Raw genomic sequence first — 19994 nt, 5'->3', positions numbered from 1 at the left:
CTCGCCGCCGGGCGTCAGTTGAGCGGGCCGCCGGCCACGTACATGACCTGACCGGAGACGAAGCCGGCGTCGTCGCCCGCGAAGAAGGCGATCGCGTTCGCGACGTCCTCGGGGCGGCCGACCCGCTGCACCGGGATCATGGAGGCGGCGGCGGCCTGGAACTCCTCGAAGCCCATGCCGACGCGCTCGGCGGTCTGCGCGGTCATCTCGGTGACGATGAAGCCCGGGGCGACGGCGTTGGCGGTGATGCCGAACTTGCCGAGCTCCTTGGCGAGCGTCTTGGTCAGACCCTGCAGACCGGCCTTCACGGCCGAGTAGTTCGCCTGGCCCCGGTTACCGAGGGCCGAGGAGGAGGAGAGCGAGACGATCCGGCCGAAGCCCGCGTCCACCATGTGCTTCTGGCAGGCCTTCGCCATCAGGAAGGCACCCTTGAGGTGCACGTTCATGACGAGGTCCCAGTCGGACTCGGACATCTTGAAGAGCAGGTTGTCGCGGAGCACGCCCGCGTTGTTGACGAGGATCGTCGGCGCGCCGAGTTCGGCGGCGACGCGCGCGACGGCGGCCTCCACCTGGGCGCTGTCGGAGACGTCGCAGCCGACCCCGAGGGCGGTGCCGCCCGCGGCGGTGATCTTCTCGACGGTGTCCTTGCAGGCCGCCTCGTCGAGGTCGAGTACGGCGACGGCGCGGCCCTCGGCCGCGAGGCGCAGCGCGGTGGCGGCGCCGATTCCCCGTGCGGCACCCGTGACGACGGCTACGCGCTGCTCGGTGGTGGACATGCTTGGTTCTCCTCGCCCTTGGATCGTCCCTGGTCGCGGCCGAACCGGTCACCCGCTCCTGCGTCCCACACATGAGCGACCGCTTAGTATCGTCCGCAGAACGAGACGCTAGAAGCACTGGCACCCGGTGTCAACGGCCCACCGGGTGCACCTGGTCACTCCCCGTCCCCGGGCGCGTGCGCTCGGGGCACCGTCCCGTCCCGGCGCGCCCGCGCTCAGCGCACCAGCAGGTCGAGGAGCCGCTCCACCTCGGCCTCGGGATCGGCGGTGAGGCCCGTGTGCACGGGGCCGGGCTGGACGACCGTGGAGCGCGGGGCGATGAGCCAGCGGAAGCGGCGCCCGGCGTCGTCACCGGCGGCCTGGCCGGCGGCGTCACCGCCGAGGCAGACCCCCTCGACGGCCCTCAGCGCGGCCCGGACACCGGTCACGTCGGCCGCCGGGTCCAGCACCGAGAGCTTCGTCTCGTCCAGATGGGTCCGGGCAGCCACATAGGACCGGGCGCGGCAGTAGACGACCACGCCGGCGTTGAAGCACTCACCGCGCTCGACCCGGGGCACCACGCGCAGCAGCGCGTACTCGAAGACGTCGCGGTCGGTCACGGGGTGCTGTCCTTCTCGGTGGTGTGCGGCCGGGGCGCGAGGCGCTCGGCGAGCCAGCCGGGCGGCTGCTGGGGCCGGTTCTCGGTACGCGGTCCGAGCGTGATCCGCTCGTGGATGGTGGCGGCGCGCGGCAGCAGCGCCTCGACGTAGGCGGCGCGCACCTCGTCGGTGCTCGCGAACCCGGGCTCGTCGACGAGCCACTCGTCGGGCACGTCGGCGGCGACCTCGTCGAGGAGTGCGCGGGTGACGAGCGGCGCGAGCTCGGCGGCGGCCACGGCGACGTCCGGCGCGAAGCGGGCGAGGACGTGGTCGGAGGCGTCGTACGGCTTGGCGGCGGAGGCCTGGGCGCCGGGCCAGTTGTGGTGCCAGATCATGGTGGCGCCGTGGTCGATGAGCCACGGGTCGCCGTGCCAGACGAGCATGTTCGGGTTCCGCCAGGACCGGTCGACGTTGTTGATGACCGCGTCGAACCAGACGACCCGGCCGGCCTCGACCGGGTCCACCTCGTACGCCAGCGGGTCGAAGCCCAGCGAACCGGGCAGGAAGTCCATGCCCAGGTTGAGCCCGCCGCTCGCCTTGAGCAGTTCCTGCACCTCCTGGTCGGGCTCGGAGAGCCCGATGACCGGGTCGAGCCGGATGGTCACCAGCTCCGGCACCCGCAGGCCGAGCCTCCGGCCGAGCTGCCCGCAGATGACCTCGGCGACCAGCGTCTTGCGCCCCTGTCCGGCGCCGGTGAACTTCATGACGTATGTGCCGCAATCGTCCGCCTCGACGATCCCGGGGAGCGAGCCGCCCTCACGCAGGGGCGTGACATAGCGGGTCGCGACTACCTCAGTGAGCACTTTCCCAGGCCACCCATCTCTTCCATGGAAGGTGCATCGTAACCGAGGGTGATCACGGGCGAGACGGACCCGAATCGCTTCCGGCGCGGCCGTCGCCGGAGGCGAGGCGGACCCGAATCTCCCCCCTGCGGCGGCCGTCGCAGGGCAACCGGCCGCCGCGTCAGCCCTTGCGGACCTCGCGCGGCGCGTGGCTGTAGTGGGCGTGGCCGCGTTCGAGCGCGACGTAGGTCAGCCGGGGGTTGCCGAGCAGCGGCGAGAGGTCTCCGTCGGCCACCGTTGTCGAGCCGGAGAGGATCACCTCGCGGAGGGCCGGATGGTCCCTGACGGGGGCGAGCGAGCCGATGTCTCCGCTGTTCTCCAGCTCAAGGCGGCGCAGGCGCGGGAGTCCCGTGACGAAGGCGAGGCTGCCGGTCCTCGCGGTCAGCAGGGACACCTCCTCCAGCGCCACGGCTCCGGCCAGCAGCTCCGGGTGGGCCAACCGGCCTCCGTAGAGGCGGAGTTCGACGAGGGACGGGAGGAGTGATGTCCCTTCCGCGTCGGTGACGTGATCGCGGCCCGTTTCGAGCCGCAGCTTCCGAAGGGCCGGCTTGGGTCCGAGCGCGGAGAGGGAGGCGCCGCGCCACTCCGTGGCCACGAGCTCGTCGAGCGAGTCCAGCGCGGAAAGGGAACGGGCCACGGCCGGCCACGGGGCCTCCAGTGCGCGGAGTGCCGTGAGCCCGGTCAGGTCCAGCTCCCGGGTCGCGGACGCGGGCAGGCTCAGCCGTACGAGCTCCACGCACCGCGCCACGGAGGAAAGGTCGGGAAGGCCCTTGAGCACACGGAGGCTCCGCAGCCCGGGGACGCCGGGCAGGAAGGCCAGATCGGTCGCGGGCCCGGAGTTGAGGCACGTGGGCACTCCGACCACCAGGCCGTCGCACGTGCCGTCCGCGAACCGCTCGGCGTACGCGGGGTCCCATGGCTCGCCGGTCACGAACATCTCGGACCGTCCGCCGCGCCGACGAATGATCTTCATGGCGGCTACCCCGGGGAGATGTGCACCCCGTCGAGGGCCCGTTGGGAGCCGCGGTCCGGCCTCTCCGCCATATGGCCGGGCACGGCCCGGGGTTCGGCCTTCGGCTCGAACCTCTGCGCGGCTCCCGGAACGGATTCCGGCGCGCCCTTCAGGTCCTTCTTCGGCGCGTTCCCCTTGTCCTGCCCCTGCCCCTGCCCCTGCCCCAGACCCTGACCCGGGTACGACGGCACGTGGTCGTGCCCGCGCTCGTCGCAGGGCGTGCCGTTCGGAGGCTCGCCCTTCCCCTTCGCCCCGGCCTTGCCCTTGGCCTTGGCCTTGCTCTCCGCCTTCTTCCCCACCCCGTAGGCGCGGCACGCAGGCTCCCACCCGTCGGCCGGGGGCGACCCGGGCCGCCCCGCCGGACTCGCGGGAACGGGCGTCGCCTCGGGAGGAGTCGTACCGCCGGACGGCCGGATGGTCCCCTCGCCGAACGCGGGAACGGGCGTCGCGGGTACGGGAGCGGGCTCCTCGTCGAAGCGGCGGGGCAGGTCCACGGCGGCGATGGCCACGCCGCCGAGCGTCACGCTCGCGAGGAGCGCGGCGAGGCTCGTCCTCAGGGAGCGCTGGCGGAACCGTCGTACGCCACCGGGGGCCCAGTCGTCCCGGCGGCGCGTCCGCCGGGTCCCGTGCAGGCCGGCGTCACGCGCCGCACGGAAGGCGGCGAGCGCACCCTCCTCACCCCCGAGGCCGCCGAAGCCTTCGAGACCGCCAAGGCCCCCGCCCCGCCCCGCGCCCGTGATGTCGCCGGCCCCGGCCGCCCGTCGACTCCGATCGGCACCGTCCATCCGATCGGTCCCCTCAGCTCTCCGGGTCCCCTCGTCGGCCGTGGCCTCCGCCGTCCCGCCCCGGTCGCCGCGCAGCGCGGCCCGCAGCGCCCGCTCCAGGCCGTCGTGCCCGCGCTCGTCGGACGTCATCCCGTCACCTCCCTCTTCCCCCGAGTTCCCGGGCCAGCCGCTTCAGACCCCGGTGCGCGGCGGACCGTACCGCACCGGGACGCTTGCCAAGAACCCGGGCGGCGGTCGGACCGTCGAGACCGACGACGACCCGGAGCAGCACGGCCTCGGCCTGTTCGCGCGGCAGGCCCATGACAAGCGCGACCGCCTGCTCGGTCGAGAGGGCCTCGAGCGCCTCCCCCGCGGTGTCGGCGGGGGAGGGAAGTTCGAGTTCGTCGGGTACGAGCAGGGCCGGGCGGGGCCGTGACCGCGCCCTGCGCAGGTGGTCGAGGGCCCGGTGCCTGGCTATGGTCGCGGTCCAGCCCCGGAACCCCACGCCGTCGCCCCGGAAGCGGCCGAGGTCGCGGGCTATCTCGAGCCACGCCTCGGAGGCGACGTCCTCGGCGTCCTCGCCGACGATGCCCCGGAGGTAGCCGAGGAGTCCCGGGTAGACGGCCCGGTAGGCGTGGGCGAACGCCTCTTCGTCGCCCTCCTGGGCCCGTTCGACGGCCGAGGCGAGTTCCACGTCGCGCGCGGTGGTGGGCGTGTGCCCCGTCCCCTCGTCCACGCGATCCTCTTCACAGCCCGTACGTTCGTCGACCTCCGGTCACCACCGCGTACCGGAACACGGTCATCCTGTCAGACAGTCAACACCTGCCCGCCACACGTCCGTCAGGTGCGCAGACCCTCCGTGTGCGGGTACGCGGCGGGCGCCGCCCGTGCAGGGTGAGGAAGTACGTCTGCAGGGACTCCCCCGGTCCGATCTCGAAGCGGTTCACCGTCCGGCCGAGCGGGTTCCACACCCGGCCGTCCGGCATCCGGGAGCCGACGGGGTGGGTGAAGACGGTGCGGAGCAGATGGTCCGGCGGGAGGTCCACCCAGACCGCCCCGGCCTCGCGGACCAGTACCTCACCGACGTACGCGCCGATCGCCAGCAGCGGTCCCGCGACCTCCTCGCGGGCGGCGCCGCCGCGTCTCAGTCCGTCGACGAGCCGGTCGACGACGCGGAGACTCTCCGCGGTGTAGTCCAGCGGAAGCCGTGCTTTCGCGGTGGCCCGCTCCACGAACGCGGCTGCGTGACCTTCCATTTCGGCCGCGGACACCGTCAGGTTCTCGCACTCCATACGTGATCACCCTTCCTCTTCGTAGCGGCGTCGTTCGCCGGATGATCAAGCGGATGCGGGGCCCGGGACATCACGGCGGGAGCGAGTGACGCTGGTCACAGCACCGGAGGCGCACGCCCGGCTACCGCCCACCTGACGTCGATACGACACCCCCTAGGGTGTGGGGGTGCCTTCGCGATCCCTCCTGACCAGCGCCTCCCTCGACGACGCGGCTCTCCTCACGCACACCGAGCAGGGCCGTGCCTGGCCGCTCCTGGTGTGGGTGCCGGGGCCGGGCGTGCGGATGGTGTCGAGCGCGGTGCTCGGCGGGGGCATCGGCACGCGCGCGTGGGTGCTCAACGCCCAGGTCCCGCCCGGCTACGACCGCCTCGACCCGGTCGCCCATCTTCGTGAACTGGCCGCCGGGGCGGGGCTCGAAGGTACGGGCGTGGGCCTGATGACGGCGGCCTCCGTGGCGGACCGCCGCCACGCGGTGGACGGCGGGGTGCGGGCCGTGGTGACCGCCGGGATCGGGGTACGGGGCTGGGCGGCAGCCCCCGGGACCGGCGGCGTCATGGTGCCGCGTCCCGGCACGATCAACATCATCGTGTCGCTGCCCGCACCCCTCACGGACGCCGCCCTCGTCAACGCGGTCGCCACCGCCACCGAGGCCAAGGTGCAGGCCCTGGTCGAGCTGGGCGCCGACGCCTCCGGCACGCCCACGGACGCGGTGTGCGTGGCAGCGCCCACGGCCGCCCCGGGCACCACCGCCGAGCCCTTCGCGGGACCCCGCTCCCTGTGGGGTGCCCGTCTGGCCCGCGCGGTCCACGCGGCGACCCGGGCGGCCTGCGCGGGACTGCTCGCCGCCTGAGGCGGCCCGCACACGTCGTCGGCCAGCACCAACGCGTGGGCGGCGCCTCAGCCGTGGGAGAGCAGGGCGGCCGTGAGTTCGGCGGCGCGGCGGTGCCAGAGATGGGCGCCGCGCAGCATGGCGTGCCCGCCCGTCGGCATCGGGATGCCCGCCGCGTCCGCGCCCACCGCCCGCGCCCTGCGGACGAAGGCCCAGGAGGCACGGGCCGAGGTCACGCGGTCGGCCTCGTCGTGGAGCAGGTAGAGCCGCCGGCCGCCGAGGTGGTCCACGGGCTCGTCGGTGGGGCACCAGGGCGCGAGGGCGACGACGCCCCGGACGGCGGGAGCGCCGGCGGCGCGGAGGGCGGCGCGACCGCCCATGGAGTGGCCGAGGAGGACGACGGGCACGGGTCCGGCCAGTTCACGCAGGCGCAGGAGCGCGGCCTCGGCGTCCTGGGCGGGGTCGGCGCTCGCGCCGTTCCAGCCCCGGTGGCGGTAGCGGACCTCGGCGATGAGGACGCCCCGGCCCCGCACGGCGCGGGAGACGGCGGCGGCGAAGGGCCGCATCCGCAGCGCGGGGAGGTTGAGGGCGGGCGGCGGCTCGGGGCCGTCGGCCCGGCCGCCGTGCAGCAGCAGGACGGCCGCGGCCGGTGCGGCGGCCCCGGCGGGCGCGCTGCGGACGAGGAGGGTGTCGGGGTCGGCACGCCGGGTGCGGCACAGCGTCATCGGGCGCCCGTCCCGCTCCGGCGCCGCCGGGGTGGTCGCGGGCGGGGGCACCTGCTCGGGTGGGCCGCGTGTCCGGGCCGCTGCGCCATGGAGGCCTCCAGGAGTCGCTTGCCGCTTCCCCGGTCGAGCGGTCCGCTCACGTGTGGGGGGAGGCGGCAGTGAGGCCCGCAGTCTGCCAGGTCGAGGTGGCGATCCGGTACGGACCCCGAACTGTGGGGCTCCCGAAGTACGCGTCCTGTGAACGGAACACAGCTCACGGCCGTACCGTCAGATGCCGACACACCAGCGCACCGAGGGAAGAGGGGCAGTACATGAGCGGAGTGGCACGCCGGACGGTGGTCGCGGCGGCGGGAGGCGCGGGCCTGGCAGCGGCGCTCACCGCGTGCGGGGGCGGCGGCACCGACGACAAGGACCCGGCCGCGCAGGGCGGCACGCTCGCGCGTACCGGGGACATCCCGGTGGGCGGCGGGAAGGTCCTCGCCGACAAGGGTCTGGTGATCACCCAGCCGAAGGCCGGCGAGTTCAAGGCCTTCTCCTCCAAGTGCACCCATGCGGGCTGCGCCGTGAGCGGCGTCAAGGACGGGGTCATCGTCTGCCCGTGCCACCGGAGCCACTTCGACATCTCGGACGGCAGCGTGAAATCCGGCCCCGCGCCCTCGCCGCTGCCGCCGGAGCCGATCCAGGTGGTGGGCGACGAGATCAGCCTCGGCTGACGGCACCCCCGGCGCCCCCCGTAACTCCGGCGCGCCGGGGCGCTTTCCAGCCGGCGAGCACCTCGTCGGTCGTGGTGATCGTGGCGACGAGCGCGAGGGTGTGACGGATCATCGCGGGGGTGTAGTCGGCCGGCACCCCCGCGATGGCGTCCCCGGGGACGACCACCGTGTAGCCGAGGTTCACCGCGTCGAAGACGGCGTTGGGCACGGCCACGTTGGCCGAGACACCGGTGACGATCAGGGTCCGGCAGCCCAGGTTGCGGAGCAGCGCGTCGACATCGGTCCCGGCGAGCGGCGAGAGCCCGTGCAGGCGCCGTACGACGAGGTCCTCGTCCGCGACCTGGATCGGTTCGGCGATCCGTACCGCCGTGCTGCCGCTGTGCTGCTGCACGGGTAGCCGGGCGGCGGCCCGGAACAGCCGGGCGTTGCTGTTGGCGCCGCGTCCGTCGGGGCGCCGTTCCGCGACGGCGTGGATCACCTGGACGTCGGCCTCGTGGGCGGCGGCCACGAGCCGGGCGACATTCCCCAATGCTCCCGACGCGCGGGCGACGGCAGCCAGTTCGGGCAGTGCGCTGTCCGGGCCGACGACTCCCTGCTGGCACTCGACGGTGAGCAGTGCGACTCCGCCGTCCGGTCGTATCCACTCTCCGAGCCGCTCTCTCGCACTCTGTCCCATGGCTCTCCCCTTGCACGCGCGCGAATGGGCCCCCATGCTTTCTGACGTCTCATCAGAAATCCAGAAGGGTGCGGACGATGACCGTCGCACAGCGCCGTGGACGCCGGATCATGATGACCCCGGCCGAGCTCGACTCCTTCCTCGCCGAACAGCGCACCTGCCGGGTCGCGACCGTCTCCGCCGACGGCCGCCCGCATGTGAGCGCGTTGTGGTTCGCCTGGGACGGCTCCTCCCTGTGGCTGTACTCCCTGACCCGCAGCCGGCGTTGGGCGGAGCTGCGCTCCGACCCGAGGATCGCCGTCGTGGTGGACGACGGCGAGGAGTACGGGGAGCTGCGCGGGGCAGAGCTCTCGGGCACGGTCGAATTCGTCGGCGAGGCACCCCGTACGGGCGAGCCGTGCCCCGAACTCGACGTGATCGAGCGGCTCTTCGCCGCCAAGAACTTCCGCCTCGACGCGATGCCGCACGACGGCCGGCACGCCTGGATGCGCCTGACACCGGACGCGGTCGCGTCCTGGGACTTCCGCAAGCTGGGGTGACCCCTGGGCTGCGCCCGGAAGGTCCCCGCACGTCAGCTCGCCAGTGGCTCCGCCGCCGCCCGCAGCGCGGCCACCACGGCCCGCACGGAGGGGCGGCGCCCGGCGTCGGCGCGCCAGGTGGCGTGGATATGGCGCCTCACCTGCTGCCGTACGGGCACGAACACCACACCGTCCGGCACCGGCCGGCCGAGCCGGGGCGTCACGCAGACCCCGAGCCCGGCGGCGACGAGCGCCAGCTGCGTGTGGTGCTCGCCCGCCAGGTGTCCGATGCGGGGCTCGATGCCCTGGGAGCGCAGGGTGAACATCAGCCAGTCGTGGCAGAACTCGCCCTCGGGCCAGGACACCCACTCCTCGTCGGCGAAGTCCACCAGGTCCACCGCGTCCCGCCCCGCGAGCCGGTGCCCGGCGGGGAGGGCGACGTCGGCGGAGTCGTCGAGGAGATGGGCGCGCTCCAGGCCGCCCGGCACCGGCGCCCGCTTGTTGCTCCAGTCCAGGACGATCGCGAGGTCCGCGTCGCCGCGCAGCACCGCGCGCACGCCCTGCTCCGGTTCGAGTTCCGCCGTACGGACCCGGAGGTCGGGGTGGCCCGCGCGCAGGGCGGCGAGCGCGGCCGGGAAGAGTCCCCGGGCCGCGGTCGGGAAGGCCGCGGCACGCACCTCGCCCACCACCTGGCCGCGCTGGGCCTCGATGTCGGCCTGGGCCAGCTGGACCTGGGAGAGGATGCGGGCGGCGTGCTCGGCGAGCAGCAGCCCCGCGTCCGTGAGGCGGACGCCCCGCCCGTTCTTGGCGAGCAGCTGCTGCCCCACCTCGCGCTCCAGCTTGGACAGCTGCTGGGAGACGGCCGACGTGGTGACGTGCAGCCCATCGGCCGCCCCGCTCACCGAACCGTGCCGGGCGAAGGCGTCGAGGGTGCGCAGGCGCTCCAGGTTCAACATGTAAGCGATGCTAAGGGTAGGGGTCGAGGAATTCTCGCTTGTTCTAAGACATCGCGGCCGTCACCCTGAGTGTCATGAGCCCCGCAGCCCCACCCCTCCCGTCCCCCGCCCGCACCTCACGCCTGCTCGACTGGCGCGTCAGGTTCGGCGTCCTGGCCCTCATCTGGGGCTTCAGCTTCCTCTTCATCAAGGTCGGCACGGAGGGCTTCGCCCCCTTCCAGGTCACCTTCGGACGGCTTCTGTTCGGTACGGCGGTGCTGGCCGTCGCGCTGGCCGTGAAGCGCGACCGGCTGCCGCGCGGCGCCCGCGTCTGGGGTCACCTGACGGTCGCGGCCTTCCTCCTCAACGCCCTGCCGTTCTCGCTCTTCGCGTACGCGGAACTGACGATCCCCTCGACCCTGGCGGGCATCTGCAACGCGACGACCCCCCTGTGGGGCATGCTGCTCTCCCTCGTCGCCCTCTCCGAGGACCGCCCGACCCGGGTCCGCGCGGCCGGGCTCGGCATCGGCTTCATGGGCGTGCTCACCGTCCTCGGCGCGTGGCAGGGCTTCTCCGGACTCGACGTGACGGGTACGGCCCTGGCACTGCTCGCCTCGTTCAGTTACGCGGTCGGCTGGATCTACGTCCGCAGGACCCTCAGCGGCAGCGGCGTCTCGAACCTCTCGCTGGCCACGTCGCAAGTGGGGCTCGCGACGCTGCAACTGGCCGTGGTCACGCCGCTGTTCACTTCCGTGCCGACCTCGGTGGAGCTGCTGCCGCTGCTCGCCGTGATCGCGCTCGGCGCGCTCGGCACCGGCTACGCGATGCTGCTCCAGTACGGCGTGGTCGCGGAGGTGGGCCCGACGACGGCCTCCATGGTCACGTACTTCATCCCGGTGATCGCCACGACGGCGGGCGTCGCACTCCTGGACGAGGGCCTGACCTGGAACACCCCGGTCGGAGCGGTCGTGGTCCTGGCGGGCGCGGCCCTCACCCAGACCCGCACCTCCCGGCGCAGCGCCGGGAACCCGGCCCAGGGGGACCCGGCCGCCGTCACGCCACAGCCCCCGGCCACCGCCACCCTCCAGGCCCCGGCCGCCGTCACGCCACAAGACCCTGCACCCCAGGCCGCCTCCCTCTGACAGTGGCGCGCACCCCCTACCCGTAACTCCGCGCCACCACCGGCCCCGTCGCCCGCGTCACCGCCTCCGCCAGGGGTTCGACGTCCTCGGCGGCGAGGCCGGAGACGGTGAGCCGGACGGCCGGCCCGGCGTCCATCCGGAACCGCGCGCCCGGGGCCACCGCCCACCCGGCGGCGAGAAGCCCCGTCACCGCGCCGGTCTCGTCGGCGACCGGCACCCATACGTTCATGCCGCCCCGGCCGTGCGCCTCGACGCCCCGCCGGGCCAGCGCCCGTACGAGTGCGTCGCGGCGCTTCCCGTACGCGCGGGCGACGGCGGCGGGGTCCACGGCCTCCGTGGCCCAGAGGTGCGCGACGACCCCCTGGAGGAGACGGCTGACCCAGCCGGGGCCGAGCCGCTGCCGCCCGAGCACCCGGTCGACGGTCTCGGCGTCGCCGGTGAAGGCGGCGATCCGCAGATCGGGCCCGTAGGCCTTGGCGACGGAACGGATCAGCACCCAGTGGTCGGTGCCGCCGGCCACCGGGTGGAGCGGCTGCGCGACGATGCCGTGCCCGTGGTCGTCCTCGACGAGCAGCACGCCGGGGTGCGCCGCGAGGACCCGCCGCAGCTCCCGCGCCCGGTCCTCGGTCACACACGCCCCGGTCGGGTTCTGCGCCCGGTCGGTCACGATGACCGCCCGCGCCCCGTCCTTGCGGATCGCCCGCTCGACCTCCTCGGGCAGCGGCCCCTCGTCGTCGACGGCGACCGGCACGGGGTGCAGTCCGAGGGCGGGCACCAGGTCGAGGAGACTGCCCCAGCCCGGGTCCTCGACGGCGACGGCGTCGCCCGGCCTGAGGTGGACGGCGAGCACCCGTTCGACGGCGTCGAGGGAGCCCGAGGTGACGCCGACGGGCCCGGCGGGCACCCCGTCCGCGTCGAAGGCGGCGCGCGCGAGACGCCCGAACTCCTCGTCGACGGGGGCCTCCCCGTACATGCCGGGCCGCTCGGCGTACCTCCGCGCGACCTCGGCGAAGGCCTCTCCGAGCGGGGGCAGCAGGGCGGGGTCGGGGCTGCCGTTGCTCACGTCCCTGACCCCGAGGGGGGCCGCCACCCGGATCGACCCGCGCGCGGTGGTGGCGGGGCGCGGGCGCACCCGGCTGCCGCGCCGCCCGTCGGTCTCGATGACCCCGCGTTCGCGCAGGGTGCGGTAGGCGGCGGCCACGGTATTGGGGTTCACGCCGAGCGTAGCCGCCAACTCCCGCATGGGCGGCAGGAGTTGGCTGGGCTGCAATGCCCCGGCGGCCACCCCCCGCTCCACGCTGGCGGCGATGTCCGATGCGCGACGACCTTCGATCCGATACTCTCCTAGCACAAACGCAAGTATGCACTAGTGCAATGGAGTGCACAATGACCGCCGCCGCCGACACGTACCCGCCGACCGACCGGACCGTCCCCACCCGCGCCCGCCAGCGCGCTTCGTACGACAAGGCACTCGTCCACTCGATACTCGACGAGGCCTACGTCTGCCACCTCGGCTTCGTCCGTGACGGCGCGCCCGTCGTCCTGCCGACGCTCTTCGGCCGCGTCGGCGACCGGCTCTATGTGCACGGCTCCACCGGCTCCCGGCCGCTGCGCGCCGCCGGCGACGGCGTGGCCTCGCCCGGCCTGCCCGTCTGCCTGACCGTGACGCACGTCGACGGCCTCGTCCTCGCCCGCTCCGCCTTCCACCACTCCCTCAACTACCGCTCCGTCGTGGTCCACGGCACAGCCCACCAGGTCACCGACCCCGACGAGCTGCGCATCGCCCTCGACGCGCTCGTCGACCACGTCGTCCCTGGCCGCTCCGCCGACTCGCGCCCCGCGAACGCCAAGGAGCTCGCCGCCACGGCCGTGCTCCGGCTCGACCTGGACGAGGTCTCGGCGAAAGTCCGCGACGCCGGCCCCAACGACGACGCCGAGGACCTGGGCCTGCCCCACTGGTCGGGCGTCGTCCCGGTGCGCGGCGGCTACGGCACCCCGGTCCCGGCCGACGACCTCGACCCGGCCGTCCCCCTGCCCGGCTACCTCGCCGCGCTCTGAGCCGTACGGCCACCGAATACCGACGAACGACGGAGGGAAGGACCGACGATGCTGATCCACCCCTGGGACGCCGCACACGACGACGGCGAGTGGCGCGACTGGCTCTCCCGGCACGACTTCGGGCAGCTCGCCGTCAACGGCCTGCCCGGAGAACCGCCGTGGGTCCAGCCGACCCATTTCCGGTACGAGGCCGAGCCGGGCCCCTACGGGCAGGCCCTGGTCCATCTGGCCCGGCCCAACCCGCTCTGGCGCGCCCTGGAGGCGAACCCGGCGGTGCTGCTCAGCGTGGTCGACGACCATGTCTTCGTACCGGGCTCGTGGACGGCGCCCGAGGGCACCCCGTCCGCGCACGGCACCCCCACCTCGTACTACGCCGCCGTCCAGCTGCGCTGCACCGCGCACGTGGTCGACGACCCGGCGGAGAAGGCGGAACTCCTCAACCGCCAGGTCGCCCACTTCCAGCCGGACGGGGGCACGGCTCCCGTCGTCCCGGGCGAGGACCCGTTCGGCCGCCTCCTGTCGGGGATCAGGGTGCTGCGCCTTCAGGTGACCGAGGTGCGGGCCAAGTTCAAGTACGCCGGCAACAAACCGCCGGAGGTCCAGGACCGTGTCATGGACCGCCTGGCGGAGCGGGCAGGCCCCGGCGACCTGGCCGCACGGGCCCACCAGCTGCGCCGCCGCGCCGGGGACTGACCCGCCCGGAGGCCTACACCGCCACGACCTCCTCCTGCCTGCGCACCGCCGCCGCCGCACGCGCCTCCGCGAACGCGAGGCCCGTGACGGCGGCGAGCAGCAGCAGGGTGCCGAGCACGATCGCGGTGGTGAGCCGCTCCCCCAGCAGCGACACGGCGATGACCGCCGCGCTCACCGGCTCCAGGAGCATGATCACGGAGACGGTGGCGGCCCGGACGACCGCCGCACCGGCGAAGTACAGCGCGTACGCGAGGGCGGTCGGCACGGCGGCCACGTACACGAGCAGCAGCAGGACGCTCACCGGCGCGTCGGTCCGCGGGACGAGCCCCTCGGCGAGCGCGGCGGGCAGCAGCCCGGCCGCCCCGATCGCGAAGGCCCAGGTGGTGGTCGCCAGGGCGTCCGTGCGCCCGCCGTCGCGGCCGAGCCACCGGGTGAGCAGGGTGATCGCCGCGTACCCGGCCGCCGAGACGACCGCGAGTGCGACGCCCAGCGGCCGGACCTCCGTCGCTCCGCCGCCCAGGACCAGGACGACGAGCCCGGCGAGCGCTCCGGTGACGGCGGCGACACCGCCGCGGCCGAGGCGTTCGCCCATGGTGAGCCGGGCTCCGACCGCGATGAGGACGGGTCCCGCGCCGAGGGTGACGACGGTGCCGACCGCGAGGCCGGTGGCCTGGACGGCGGCGAAGTAGGCGCTCTGGAAGACGGTCAGGCCGATCCCCGTACCGAGGATGCGGGCGGTCCGACGGCCGCGCGTCTCCCCGGCGGTACGGGCGACCGCGCGCCGGGGCCGCAGGGCCAGCGCGCCGAGCAGCAGGGCGAGCCCGCCGACGCACCGCCAGAAGGAGAGCGCGAGGGGGCCCATGTCGCTGATCCGGAAGATCAGCGAGGCGGCGGCACCGGCGGTGCCCCAGGCGACTCCGGCGACGATCAGATAGAGCAGGCTCCGCCCGACGGACAGGGCGGATTCCGATGAGTTCGACACGTGACTTCTCCGTGGAAGACAGGAGGGAAAGGTGGTCGCTCGGCTCCGCGCGCGGGCAGCGACGAACCGCTCGGGGGCGAGGAGTCGCCCGGCCGAGCCCGGTCTTCGTCGAGGAGTGTCTCCGCGCGCGCTAGGCGGCGGGAGGCGGAAGCACGGTCGAAGGCATGAGCGGCACCCTAGGGGGCGCTCCGCCCGGCGGGCAACCCGGCGTCCCTGCCGTCGGACTCGGAGACTTCCGCCTCCCGGCCCTCCGTGGACCCCGCCGCCTCGGCTGACGAAGAAGCCGCCCCGGACCCCGCCACCGGCCCCGCCGCCGGCGCCTTCGGCGTCGAGGACTGGGCGATGAAGGCCCCGACGAGGACCACCGCGCCGCCGATGATCTGCGGCGCGTCGAGGTGCTCACCGAGCAGGACCCAGGCGAGCACGGTCGCGATGACGGCCTCCAGACAGGCCACGACACCCGCGACCTGCGGGGAGAGGCGGCGCACCGAGATGACCCCGGTGACGTACGCGAGGACGGTCGCGATCAGCACGATCCAGCCGAGCAGCAGCCACGCGGGCACATCGCTGCCGTCCATGTCGGCGCTGCCGCCGAGCAGCGACCAGTCCATGCCCCACGGGCGGGCGATCACGGTGAGGACGAGCGCGCCGATGAGCAGTCCGTAGGCGATGACTCCGACCGGATCGGCCCGCTCGGCCTGCTCCGCCTCGTCGGCGCCCTGGTCGGAGAGGACGAAGTAGCCGACCTGGCAGCAGGCGGCGGCGAGCGCCAGGAGCAGCCCGACGAGGTCGAAGGTGAGCCCGGACCAGATCTGGACGACGCAGGCGAGCCCGCCGACGGCCAGGACGACGCCGAGGGCGGCGGCGCGGGTGACCGGCCGGCGCTGGACGAAGCGGACCCAGCCGAGGACGAGCGCCGGGGCGAGGTATTCGATGAGCAGCGCGACGCCGACGGGGATGCGGGAGATGGAGGCGAAGTAGAACGCCTGGACCCCGGCGACGGCGAGCAGGCCGAAGCCGACGAGGAGGGCGGGTTTGCGGCGCAGGAGGTCGCGGTGGCGCCAGGCCACCGGAAGCATGACGAGCGCGGCGCCGGCGACCCGGAGCCACACCACATGGAGCGGGTCGAGTCCCGCCTCGATGAGCGGCTTGGCCGCCACTCCTGAACCACCGAATGCGAAGGCCGAGGCCAGGGCTAGTCCCAGGCCGGCGCTTCTCCCCTGAGACGCGTGCATCGGGCCATGATGACAGGACGCGGTCAGGCGCGTAACCCCCGTTACACCTGTTGAGACGGCTTCCCGTCACGCACCCGGAACCGGTGCCTCCTCCAGGGCGTCGGGACCGGCTTCGAGCCCACGGGTGATCCGCGCGACCAGCGCGTCCGTGTCGACCCCCGCGCGGCGCAGCACCTCGGCGGCCCGGCTGCCGGGGTCGGCCGCGACGGCGGCGAGCACGTCGACGGCGCGGGCCCGGGAATCACCCCGGCCGGCGGCCCGGCGGAAGGCTTCCTCGAAGGCGGCCGACGCGGCCGGCGACCAGCCCGAGGGCCGCGAGCCCTGGGGCTCGGCCCCGCGCACGGCGGGCAGCAGTCGCCCGGCGGGCGAGTCCTCGACCGAGCGCTGCCAGCGCAGCCCGTAGCCGATGGACCGCTGGACGAGGTAGCCGAGGACGCGGGCGAGCTCGTGACGGCCCTCGAAGGCGGCGCCGGCCTCGCGGTCGGACTCGATGAGCGAGTGCAGCAGGTGCGCGGTGTCGATCTGCCGGTCGCCGTCCCTGAGGGCTCTTCGGCGCGCGCCCGTCACGACCGTCGCGAGGGACGGCGTCAGGAGGGGCGCGAGCTCCGCGCGCGGGGCGACGGGCTGCCGGAGTGACTGAGGGAGCGGGACGGGATGGTGCACCCTCTCACCTCATCAGACCGGGGCGCCCCGGGCATCACCGAGGAGAAGCATGTCCGCATCCCACCGGAGTTGGGCACGCACGCACGGTTCCTCCTCCTTACGGATGAGATCGCGCGCGTTGCCCTCAGGGGGCGCGCGCCGTCTTGCCACACGCCCCTGATGCAACCACGGGACCGTCTCCGTACGTCCTCCGATCATGTTCTGGATGGTGGCTCTGCTCGCGCTCGACGGGCGGCAGTACGTCTACCGGGTGTACGCACCCCGGGAGGCACTGCCCGCCGACCTGTTCTGGGCGGCCTTCCACTGCCATGAGGAGGACGGCGCTCCGCGCGCCTCGGACAGCTTCGACGCGGCGGAGATCTGGTGGATCGGCGACGGGACAGGCCCGGCCGTCACAGAACTGACGGTTCATCAGTATTGAATGTTCACGGCCATCCGGCTACGTTCCGCGACACCGGAACCCAGTTGGCACGCGTGAAGGGGTGGTCTCATGGCCGAAGTCAGCGCGGAGGCACGGATCGAGGCACCGGCCGGAAAGGTCTGGGCCCAGCTCATGGACTTCCCCTCGTACGGCGAGTGGAACGCCACCCACACCAACTTCCCGAACGGCGGCCCGGAAACCCTGGCGGCGGGTGGCACCTTCACCGAGAACATGAAGCTGATGGGCTTCCCCGCCGAGGTGCTCTGGACGATCGAGGAGCTGGAGTCGGAGCGCGCCCTCGCGATCAAGGGCAAGGGCCCGATGGGGGTGCTCGTCACCACCCGCTACTCACTCACGTCGGACGGGGACGCGACGAACGTGCGGATCGACGGCGAGTTCACGGGCGCGGCGGTCTCACTGATGGCGGGCAAGCTCAAGGACTCGGCGACGGCGGCCCTCACGGAGTCGCTGCGCAAGCTCTCGGGCCTGGTCGCCTGAGGGCCCCGGCCCCCTGACGCGCCTGAGGGCCCGTGGCACACGCCACGGGGCCCTCAGGCGACCTCCGGCCGAGCGGGCACAGCTCAGTCCTCGTCGGCCAGGATCAGGTACAGCTTCTTGCGGGCCTCGTTGATCACGCCGACCGCCTTCTGCCGCTGCTCGGCGCTGCCGGTCTTCCAGACCTGCCCGAACGCCTCCATCAGACCGAAGCCGGCCTGCCGGATCTCGTTCACGGCCTCCCAGTCGACCCCGCGCCCGGCCTCTTCCCACGGCGCCTCGGGGCCGGCCTCGGCCTCGGTACGCCCGGTGTCGGTGAGCGTGAACAGCTTCTTGCCGCCCTCGCTCGCGCTGATGATCAGCCCCTCGTCCTCCAGCATCTGGAGGGTCGGGTAGACCGAGCCGGGACTGGGCTTCCAGGCCCCGTCGCTGCGCTCGCCGATCTCCCGGATCATCTCGTAGCCGTGCATGGGGCGGTCCTTCAGGAGGGCCAGGATCGAGGCCCTCACATCACCGCGCCTGGCCCGCCCCCGGCCGCCACCCCGACCGCGCCCGCCCCCGAAGGGCCCGCCGCCGAATCCCGGCCCGAACGGCCCGAACGCGGCCCGCCGCCCTTCGAAGTCCCCACGAGCCCCGGGGCCACAGCCTCCACGCCCGGCTCCGTGTCCGTTTCCGTACTCGTGCCCATGTGAACGCATCGCAACGCTCCTTCCATCGGGATCGCATCGTCGAACTGTCGCGATACCTCAACGATATATCGGAACCGTTCACCGAGCAACACTCCCGACTGCTTCGCGCCGCCCGCCCGAGCCACTGCCCCCCTCCCGCCCCAGGTCCGGGTCCAGTTCCCCGCGATTGGCCTTGGTCCGCTCGATCCGGGCCCCGATACGGTCACCCCATGCGCATCCGAATCGTCGACGCCTTCACGGACCGGCCCTTCTCCGGGAACCCGGCCGGCGTCCTCCTCCTGGACTCCTTCCCCGACGACGACGACTGGCTCCAGAAGGTCGCCGCCGAGGTCAACCTCTCCGAGACGGCCTTCGCCCACCCCCTGCCCGCCGGCGAGGCCGACGGCGCGGCGGACTGGGCCCTGCGCTGGTTCACCCCGACCACCGAGGTCGACATGTGCGGCCACGCCACCCTGGCGACCGCCCACGTCCTGCACTCCACCGGCACGGCGACCGGCACCGTCCGCTTCGCGGCGCGCTGCGGCGTCCTCGGCGCCACCGCCGAGACCGACGGCACCATCACCATGGACTTCCCGACCTCGTCCCTCACCGCCGTCCCGGTCCCCGAGGGCCTGGAGACGGCGCTCGGCGCCGAGATCGTCGCGGTCCACGACACCGCCGCCCACATCGGGGACCTCCTCGTCGAGCTGCGCGACGAGTCCGCCGTGCGCGCGCTCCGGCCGGACCTCGCCGCCCTGAAAGGGCTCTCCTCGCGCGGCGTCATCGCGACCGCCGCCGCCGAGGACCCCGCCGTCGGCCACGACTTCGTCTCCCGCGGCTTCTTCCCCGCCTTCGGCATCGACGAGGACCCGGTGACGGGCAGCGCCCACACCGCGCTCGCCCCCTACTGGTCGGCCCGCTTCGGCCGCGACGACCTCGTCGGCTTCCAGGGCGGCGCCCGTACCGGCATCGTCCGCACCCGCCTGCGCGGCGACCGCACCCTCCTCAACGGCCACGCGGTCACGGTCATGGAGGGCGACCTGTACGCCTAGCGAAGCCGGCCGGCCACCCGCGAGCAAAATCGCGAGCAGGGGCGTACGGAGAACCCGTACGCCCCTGCCGAAGGCACGCGTCAGACCGTGGGCAGCCAGTCCACCCGGCCCGCGAGCAGCCCATACCCGACGAAGGCCACGATGTCGAGCAGCGCGTGCGCCACCACCAGCGGTCCGACCCGGCCCCAGCGCCGATACAGCAGGACGAAGACCGCGCCCATCACGACGTTGCCGACGAAGCCGCCGATCCCCTGGTACAGGTGGTAGGAGCCGCGCAGCACCGAACTCGCCACCAGCGCGGCCATCGGCGTCCAGCCCAACTGCCCCAGTCTGCGGAGCAGATAGCCGACGACGACGACCTCCTCCAGGACCGAGTTCTGCACCGCCGAGAGGATCAGCACCGGGTACTTCCACCACACGTCCGGCAGCGACTCGGGAACCACCGTCAGGTTGAAGCCGGTCGCCCTGGCCGCCAGGTAGAAGGCGAGTCCCGCGCTCCCGATGCCCGCGGCGACCAGCGTCCCCCGCCCGAGGTCCGGCCACGGCCGGGTCCGGTCGAAGCCGATGGCCCGCAGTCCGGAGCCCTCGCGCATCAGCAGGTGGGCGACGAGGAGCACGGGGACGAGGGCCGTGGCGATGCCGAAGAGCTGCCAGGACAGGTCGAGCCACGGCCGGCCGGGCGCGTACGAGCCGTTGAGCGTCGCCGCCTGCTCCTTCAGCGCCCCGGTCCTGGTGAGCGAGCCGATGAAGCTGATGAGGGACGAGACCCCGCTCGCCCCGAGGGAGAGCGCCAGAACGATGAACGTCTCGGAGCGCAGCACCCGGCGCGACAGACCCTCGGGGGGCAGGGAAGCGTCACTCACTC

At 73.7% G+C, this 19994-nt stretch carries 25 protein-coding genes; 9 read left to right on the top strand and 16 right to left on the bottom strand.

Translation table 11 applies throughout. From position 1 onward, the window contains the following. Positions 1–14: 14 nt before the first annotated feature. From fabG to ABT154_RS29265, 7 genes are all read right to left on the bottom strand, one after another. Complete coding sequence (fabG, locus tag ABT154_RS29295; protein WP_351860709.1) at positions 15–776, bottom strand: 3-oxoacyl-ACP reductase FabG; 762 nt, start codon at positions 774–776, stop codon at positions 15–17. A 215-nt stretch (positions 777–991) separates the two neighbouring features. Continuing rightward, positions 992–1375, bottom strand: a complete 384-nt coding sequence (locus ABT154_RS29290; protein WP_351860707.1) for a DUF3037 domain-containing protein — start codon at positions 1373–1375, stop codon at positions 992–994. After that, complete coding sequence (locus ABT154_RS29285; protein WP_351860705.1) at positions 1372–2217, bottom strand: HipA family kinase; 846 nt, start codon at positions 2215–2217, stop codon at positions 1372–1374. The genes ABT154_RS29290 and ABT154_RS29285 overlap by 4 nt, the downstream gene beginning before the upstream one ends. Before the next feature lie 160 nt (positions 2218–2377). Further along, a complete protein-coding gene (locus ABT154_RS29280; protein WP_351860704.1) occupies positions 2378–3229 on the bottom strand; it encodes a leucine-rich repeat domain-containing protein in 852 nt (283 codons plus the stop codon). 5 nt (positions 3230–3234) lie between these two features. Then, the gene (locus ABT154_RS29275; protein WP_351860702.1) at positions 3235–4182 is read right to left on the bottom strand and encodes a hypothetical protein; all 948 of its coding nucleotides are present in this window, start codon (positions 4180–4182) and stop codon (positions 3235–3237) included. A 4-nt stretch (positions 4183–4186) separates the two neighbouring features. Then, positions 4187–4768, bottom strand: coding sequence for an RNA polymerase sigma factor (locus ABT154_RS29270; RefSeq protein WP_351860700.1), 582 nt, complete (start codon positions 4766–4768; stop codon positions 4187–4189). 79 nt (positions 4769–4847) lie between these two features. Continuing rightward, positions 4848–5288, bottom strand: a complete 441-nt coding sequence (locus ABT154_RS29265) for a hypothetical protein (RefSeq protein WP_351860698.1) — start codon at positions 5286–5288, stop codon at positions 4848–4850. Positions 5289–5490: 202 nt separating this feature from the next. Between ABT154_RS29265 and ABT154_RS29260 the strand changes: the two genes are divergently transcribed. Then, a complete protein-coding gene (locus tag ABT154_RS29260; RefSeq protein WP_351860697.1) occupies positions 5491–6174 on the top strand; it encodes an adenosylcobinamide amidohydrolase in 684 nt (227 codons plus the stop codon). A gap of 47 nt (positions 6175–6221) precedes the next feature. Here ABT154_RS29260 and ABT154_RS29255 read toward each other — a convergent pair whose 3' ends face one another. Next, positions 6222–6878: an alpha/beta fold hydrolase gene (locus tag ABT154_RS29255; RefSeq protein WP_351860695.1), complete on the bottom strand. Its 657-nt coding sequence runs from the start codon at positions 6876–6878 to the stop codon at positions 6222–6224. Positions 6879–7189: 311 nt separating this feature from the next. On the opposite strand from ABT154_RS29255, the gene ABT154_RS29250 reads away from it, so the two are divergent. Then, a complete protein-coding gene (locus ABT154_RS29250; protein ID WP_351860693.1) occupies positions 7190–7591 on the top strand; it encodes a Rieske (2Fe-2S) protein in 402 nt (133 codons plus the stop codon). On the opposite strand, the gene ABT154_RS29245 is transcribed toward ABT154_RS29250, so the two are convergent. Further along, positions 7578–8267, bottom strand: coding sequence for a cysteine hydrolase family protein (locus ABT154_RS29245; protein ID WP_351860692.1), 690 nt, complete (start codon positions 8265–8267; stop codon positions 7578–7580). The genes ABT154_RS29250 and ABT154_RS29245 overlap by 14 nt on opposite strands. 77 nt (positions 8268–8344) lie before the next feature. Between ABT154_RS29245 and ABT154_RS29240 the strand changes: the two genes are divergently transcribed. Then, positions 8345–8806 carry a pyridoxamine 5'-phosphate oxidase family protein gene (locus ABT154_RS29240; RefSeq protein WP_351860690.1) on the top strand — a complete coding sequence of 154 codons (462 nt, stop codon included), beginning with the start codon at positions 8345–8347 and terminating at the stop codon, positions 8804–8806. Positions 8807–8838: 32 nt separating this feature from the next. Here the strand turns inward: ABT154_RS29240 and ABT154_RS29235 are convergent, their stop codons facing one another. Beyond that, positions 8839–9741 (bottom strand): LysR family transcriptional regulator, encoded by a 903-nt coding sequence (locus ABT154_RS29235; protein WP_351860688.1) that lies wholly within the window; start codon positions 9739–9741, stop codon positions 8839–8841. Positions 9742–9815: 74 nt separating this feature from the next. Here ABT154_RS29235 and ABT154_RS29230 point away from each other — a divergent pair, with 74 nt between their 5' ends. After that, positions 9816–10862: a DMT family transporter gene (locus ABT154_RS29230; RefSeq protein ID WP_351860686.1), complete on the top strand. Its 1047-nt coding sequence runs from the start codon at positions 9816–9818 to the stop codon at positions 10860–10862. 16 nt (positions 10863–10878) lie between these two features. Here ABT154_RS29230 and ABT154_RS29225 read toward each other — a convergent pair whose 3' ends face one another. Continuing rightward, positions 10879–12213, bottom strand: a complete 1335-nt coding sequence (locus tag ABT154_RS29225) for an aminotransferase class I/II-fold pyridoxal phosphate-dependent enzyme (RefSeq protein ID WP_351860684.1) — start codon at positions 12211–12213, stop codon at positions 10879–10881. Positions 12214–12248: 35 nt separating this feature from the next. Between ABT154_RS29225 and ABT154_RS29220 the strand changes: the two genes are divergently transcribed. Next, positions 12249–12920 (top strand): pyridoxamine 5'-phosphate oxidase family protein, encoded by a 672-nt coding sequence (locus ABT154_RS29220; RefSeq protein WP_351860682.1) that lies wholly within the window; start codon positions 12249–12251, stop codon positions 12918–12920. A 48-nt stretch (positions 12921–12968) separates the two neighbouring features. Further along, on the top strand, positions 12969–13613 hold the full coding sequence (locus tag ABT154_RS29215; protein WP_351860681.1) for an FMN-binding negative transcriptional regulator: 645 nt from the start codon (positions 12969–12971) through the stop codon (positions 13611–13613). Positions 13614–13626: 13 nt separating this feature from the next. On the opposite strand, the gene ABT154_RS29210 is transcribed toward ABT154_RS29215, so the two are convergent. The 3 genes from ABT154_RS29210 to ABT154_RS29200 all read right to left on the bottom strand — a co-directional run bounded on the left by ABT154_RS29210 (position 13627) and on the right by ABT154_RS29200 (position 16493). After that, positions 13627–14595: a DMT family transporter gene (locus ABT154_RS29210; protein WP_351860679.1), complete on the bottom strand. Its 969-nt coding sequence runs from the start codon at positions 14593–14595 to the stop codon at positions 13627–13629. Positions 14596–14771: 176 nt separating this feature from the next. Next, positions 14772–15830: an EamA family transporter gene (locus ABT154_RS29205; protein ID WP_351860678.1), complete on the bottom strand. Its 1059-nt coding sequence runs from the start codon at positions 15828–15830 to the stop codon at positions 14772–14774. Positions 15831–15896: 66 nt separating this feature from the next. Beyond that, complete coding sequence (locus tag ABT154_RS29200) at positions 15897–16493, bottom strand: Clp protease N-terminal domain-containing protein (RefSeq protein ID WP_502969613.1); 597 nt, start codon at positions 16491–16493, stop codon at positions 15897–15899. Between the two features lie 196 nt (positions 16494–16689). Between ABT154_RS29200 and ABT154_RS29195 the strand changes: the two genes are divergently transcribed. Both ABT154_RS29195 and ABT154_RS29190 read left to right on the top strand, forming a co-directional pair. After that, complete coding sequence (locus ABT154_RS29195; RefSeq protein WP_332434059.1) at positions 16690–16914, top strand: hypothetical protein; 225 nt, start codon at positions 16690–16692, stop codon at positions 16912–16914. Positions 16915–16983: 69 nt separating this feature from the next. Continuing rightward, positions 16984–17412, top strand: a complete 429-nt coding sequence (locus ABT154_RS29190) for a type II toxin-antitoxin system Rv0910 family toxin (protein ID WP_351860676.1) — start codon at positions 16984–16986, stop codon at positions 17410–17412. A gap of 83 nt (positions 17413–17495) precedes the next feature. Here the strand turns inward: ABT154_RS29190 and ABT154_RS29185 are convergent, their stop codons facing one another. Continuing rightward, the gene (locus tag ABT154_RS29185) at positions 17496–18107 is read right to left on the bottom strand and encodes a PadR family transcriptional regulator (protein WP_351860674.1); all 612 of its coding nucleotides are present in this window, start codon (positions 18105–18107) and stop codon (positions 17496–17498) included. Between the two features lie 200 nt (positions 18108–18307). Here ABT154_RS29185 and ABT154_RS29180 point away from each other — a divergent pair, with 200 nt between their 5' ends. Further along, positions 18308–19129, top strand: a complete 822-nt coding sequence (locus ABT154_RS29180) for a PhzF family phenazine biosynthesis protein (protein ID WP_351860672.1) — start codon at positions 18308–18310, stop codon at positions 19127–19129. Between the two features lie 80 nt (positions 19130–19209). On the opposite strand, the gene ABT154_RS29175 is transcribed toward ABT154_RS29180, so the two are convergent. Beyond that, on the bottom strand, positions 19210–19992 hold the full coding sequence (locus tag ABT154_RS29175) for a CPBP family intramembrane glutamic endopeptidase (protein WP_351860670.1): 783 nt from the start codon (positions 19990–19992) through the stop codon (positions 19210–19212). Between the last annotated feature and the right edge of the window lie 2 nt (positions 19993–19994).

The organism is Streptomyces sp. NPDC001728 (genome assembly GCF_040297565.1).
Taxonomy (GTDB): Bacteria; Actinomycetota; Actinomycetes; order Streptomycetales; family Streptomycetaceae; genus Streptomyces.
This window is presented reverse-complemented; position numbering and strand designations above follow the sequence as displayed.

What these genes read in the sequence shown, in the direction of transcription:
- fabG (WP_351860709.1), bottom strand. Translation starts at nt 776, where the DNA reads ATGTCCACCACCGAGCAGCGCGTAGCCGTCGTCACGGGTGCCGCACGG.
- ABT154_RS29280 (WP_351860704.1), bottom strand. Translation starts at nt 3,229, where the DNA reads ATGAAGATCATTCGTCGGCGCGGCGGACGGTCCGAGATGTTCGTGACC.
- ABT154_RS29275 (WP_351860702.1), bottom strand. Translation starts at nt 4,182, where the DNA reads ATGACGTCCGACGAGCGCGGGCACGACGGCCTGGAGCGGGCGCTGCGG.
- ABT154_RS29265 (WP_351860698.1), bottom strand. Translation starts at nt 5,288, where the DNA reads ATGGAAGGTCACGCAGCCGCGTTCGTGGAGCGGGCCACCGCGAAAGCA.
- ABT154_RS29255 (WP_351860695.1), bottom strand. Translation starts at nt 6,878, where the DNA reads ATGACGCTGTGCCGCACCCGGCGTGCCGACCCCGACACCCTCCTCGTC.
- ABT154_RS29250 (WP_351860693.1), top strand. Translation starts at nt 7,190, where the DNA reads ATGAGCGGAGTGGCACGCCGGACGGTGGTCGCGGCGGCGGGAGGCGCG.
- ABT154_RS29245 (WP_351860692.1), bottom strand. Translation starts at nt 8,267, where the DNA reads ATGGGACAGAGTGCGAGAGAGCGGCTCGGAGAGTGGATACGACCGGAC.
- ABT154_RS29240 (WP_351860690.1), top strand. Translation starts at nt 8,345, where the DNA reads ATGACCGTCGCACAGCGCCGTGGACGCCGGATCATGATGACCCCGGCC.
- ABT154_RS29235 (WP_351860688.1), bottom strand. Translation starts at nt 9,741, where the DNA reads ATGTTGAACCTGGAGCGCCTGCGCACCCTCGACGCCTTCGCCCGGCAC.
- ABT154_RS29230 (WP_351860686.1), top strand. Translation starts at nt 9,816, where the DNA reads ATGAGCCCCGCAGCCCCACCCCTCCCGTCCCCCGCCCGCACCTCACGC.
- ABT154_RS29220 (WP_351860682.1), top strand. Translation starts at nt 12,249, where the DNA reads ATGACCGCCGCCGCCGACACGTACCCGCCGACCGACCGGACCGTCCCC.
- ABT154_RS29215 (WP_351860681.1), top strand. Translation starts at nt 12,969, where the DNA reads ATGCTGATCCACCCCTGGGACGCCGCACACGACGACGGCGAGTGGCGC.
- ABT154_RS29205 (WP_351860678.1), bottom strand. Translation starts at nt 15,830, where the DNA reads ATGCACGCGTCTCAGGGGAGAAGCGCCGGCCTGGGACTAGCCCTGGCC.
- ABT154_RS29195 (WP_332434059.1), top strand. Translation starts at nt 16,690, where the DNA reads ATGTTCTGGATGGTGGCTCTGCTCGCGCTCGACGGGCGGCAGTACGTC.
- ABT154_RS29190 (WP_351860676.1), top strand. Translation starts at nt 16,984, where the DNA reads ATGGCCGAAGTCAGCGCGGAGGCACGGATCGAGGCACCGGCCGGAAAG.
- ABT154_RS29185 (WP_351860674.1), bottom strand. Translation starts at nt 18,107, where the DNA reads ATGCGTTCACATGGGCACGAGTACGGAAACGGACACGGAGCCGGGCGT.
- ABT154_RS29180 (WP_351860672.1), top strand. Translation starts at nt 18,308, where the DNA reads ATGCGCATCCGAATCGTCGACGCCTTCACGGACCGGCCCTTCTCCGGG.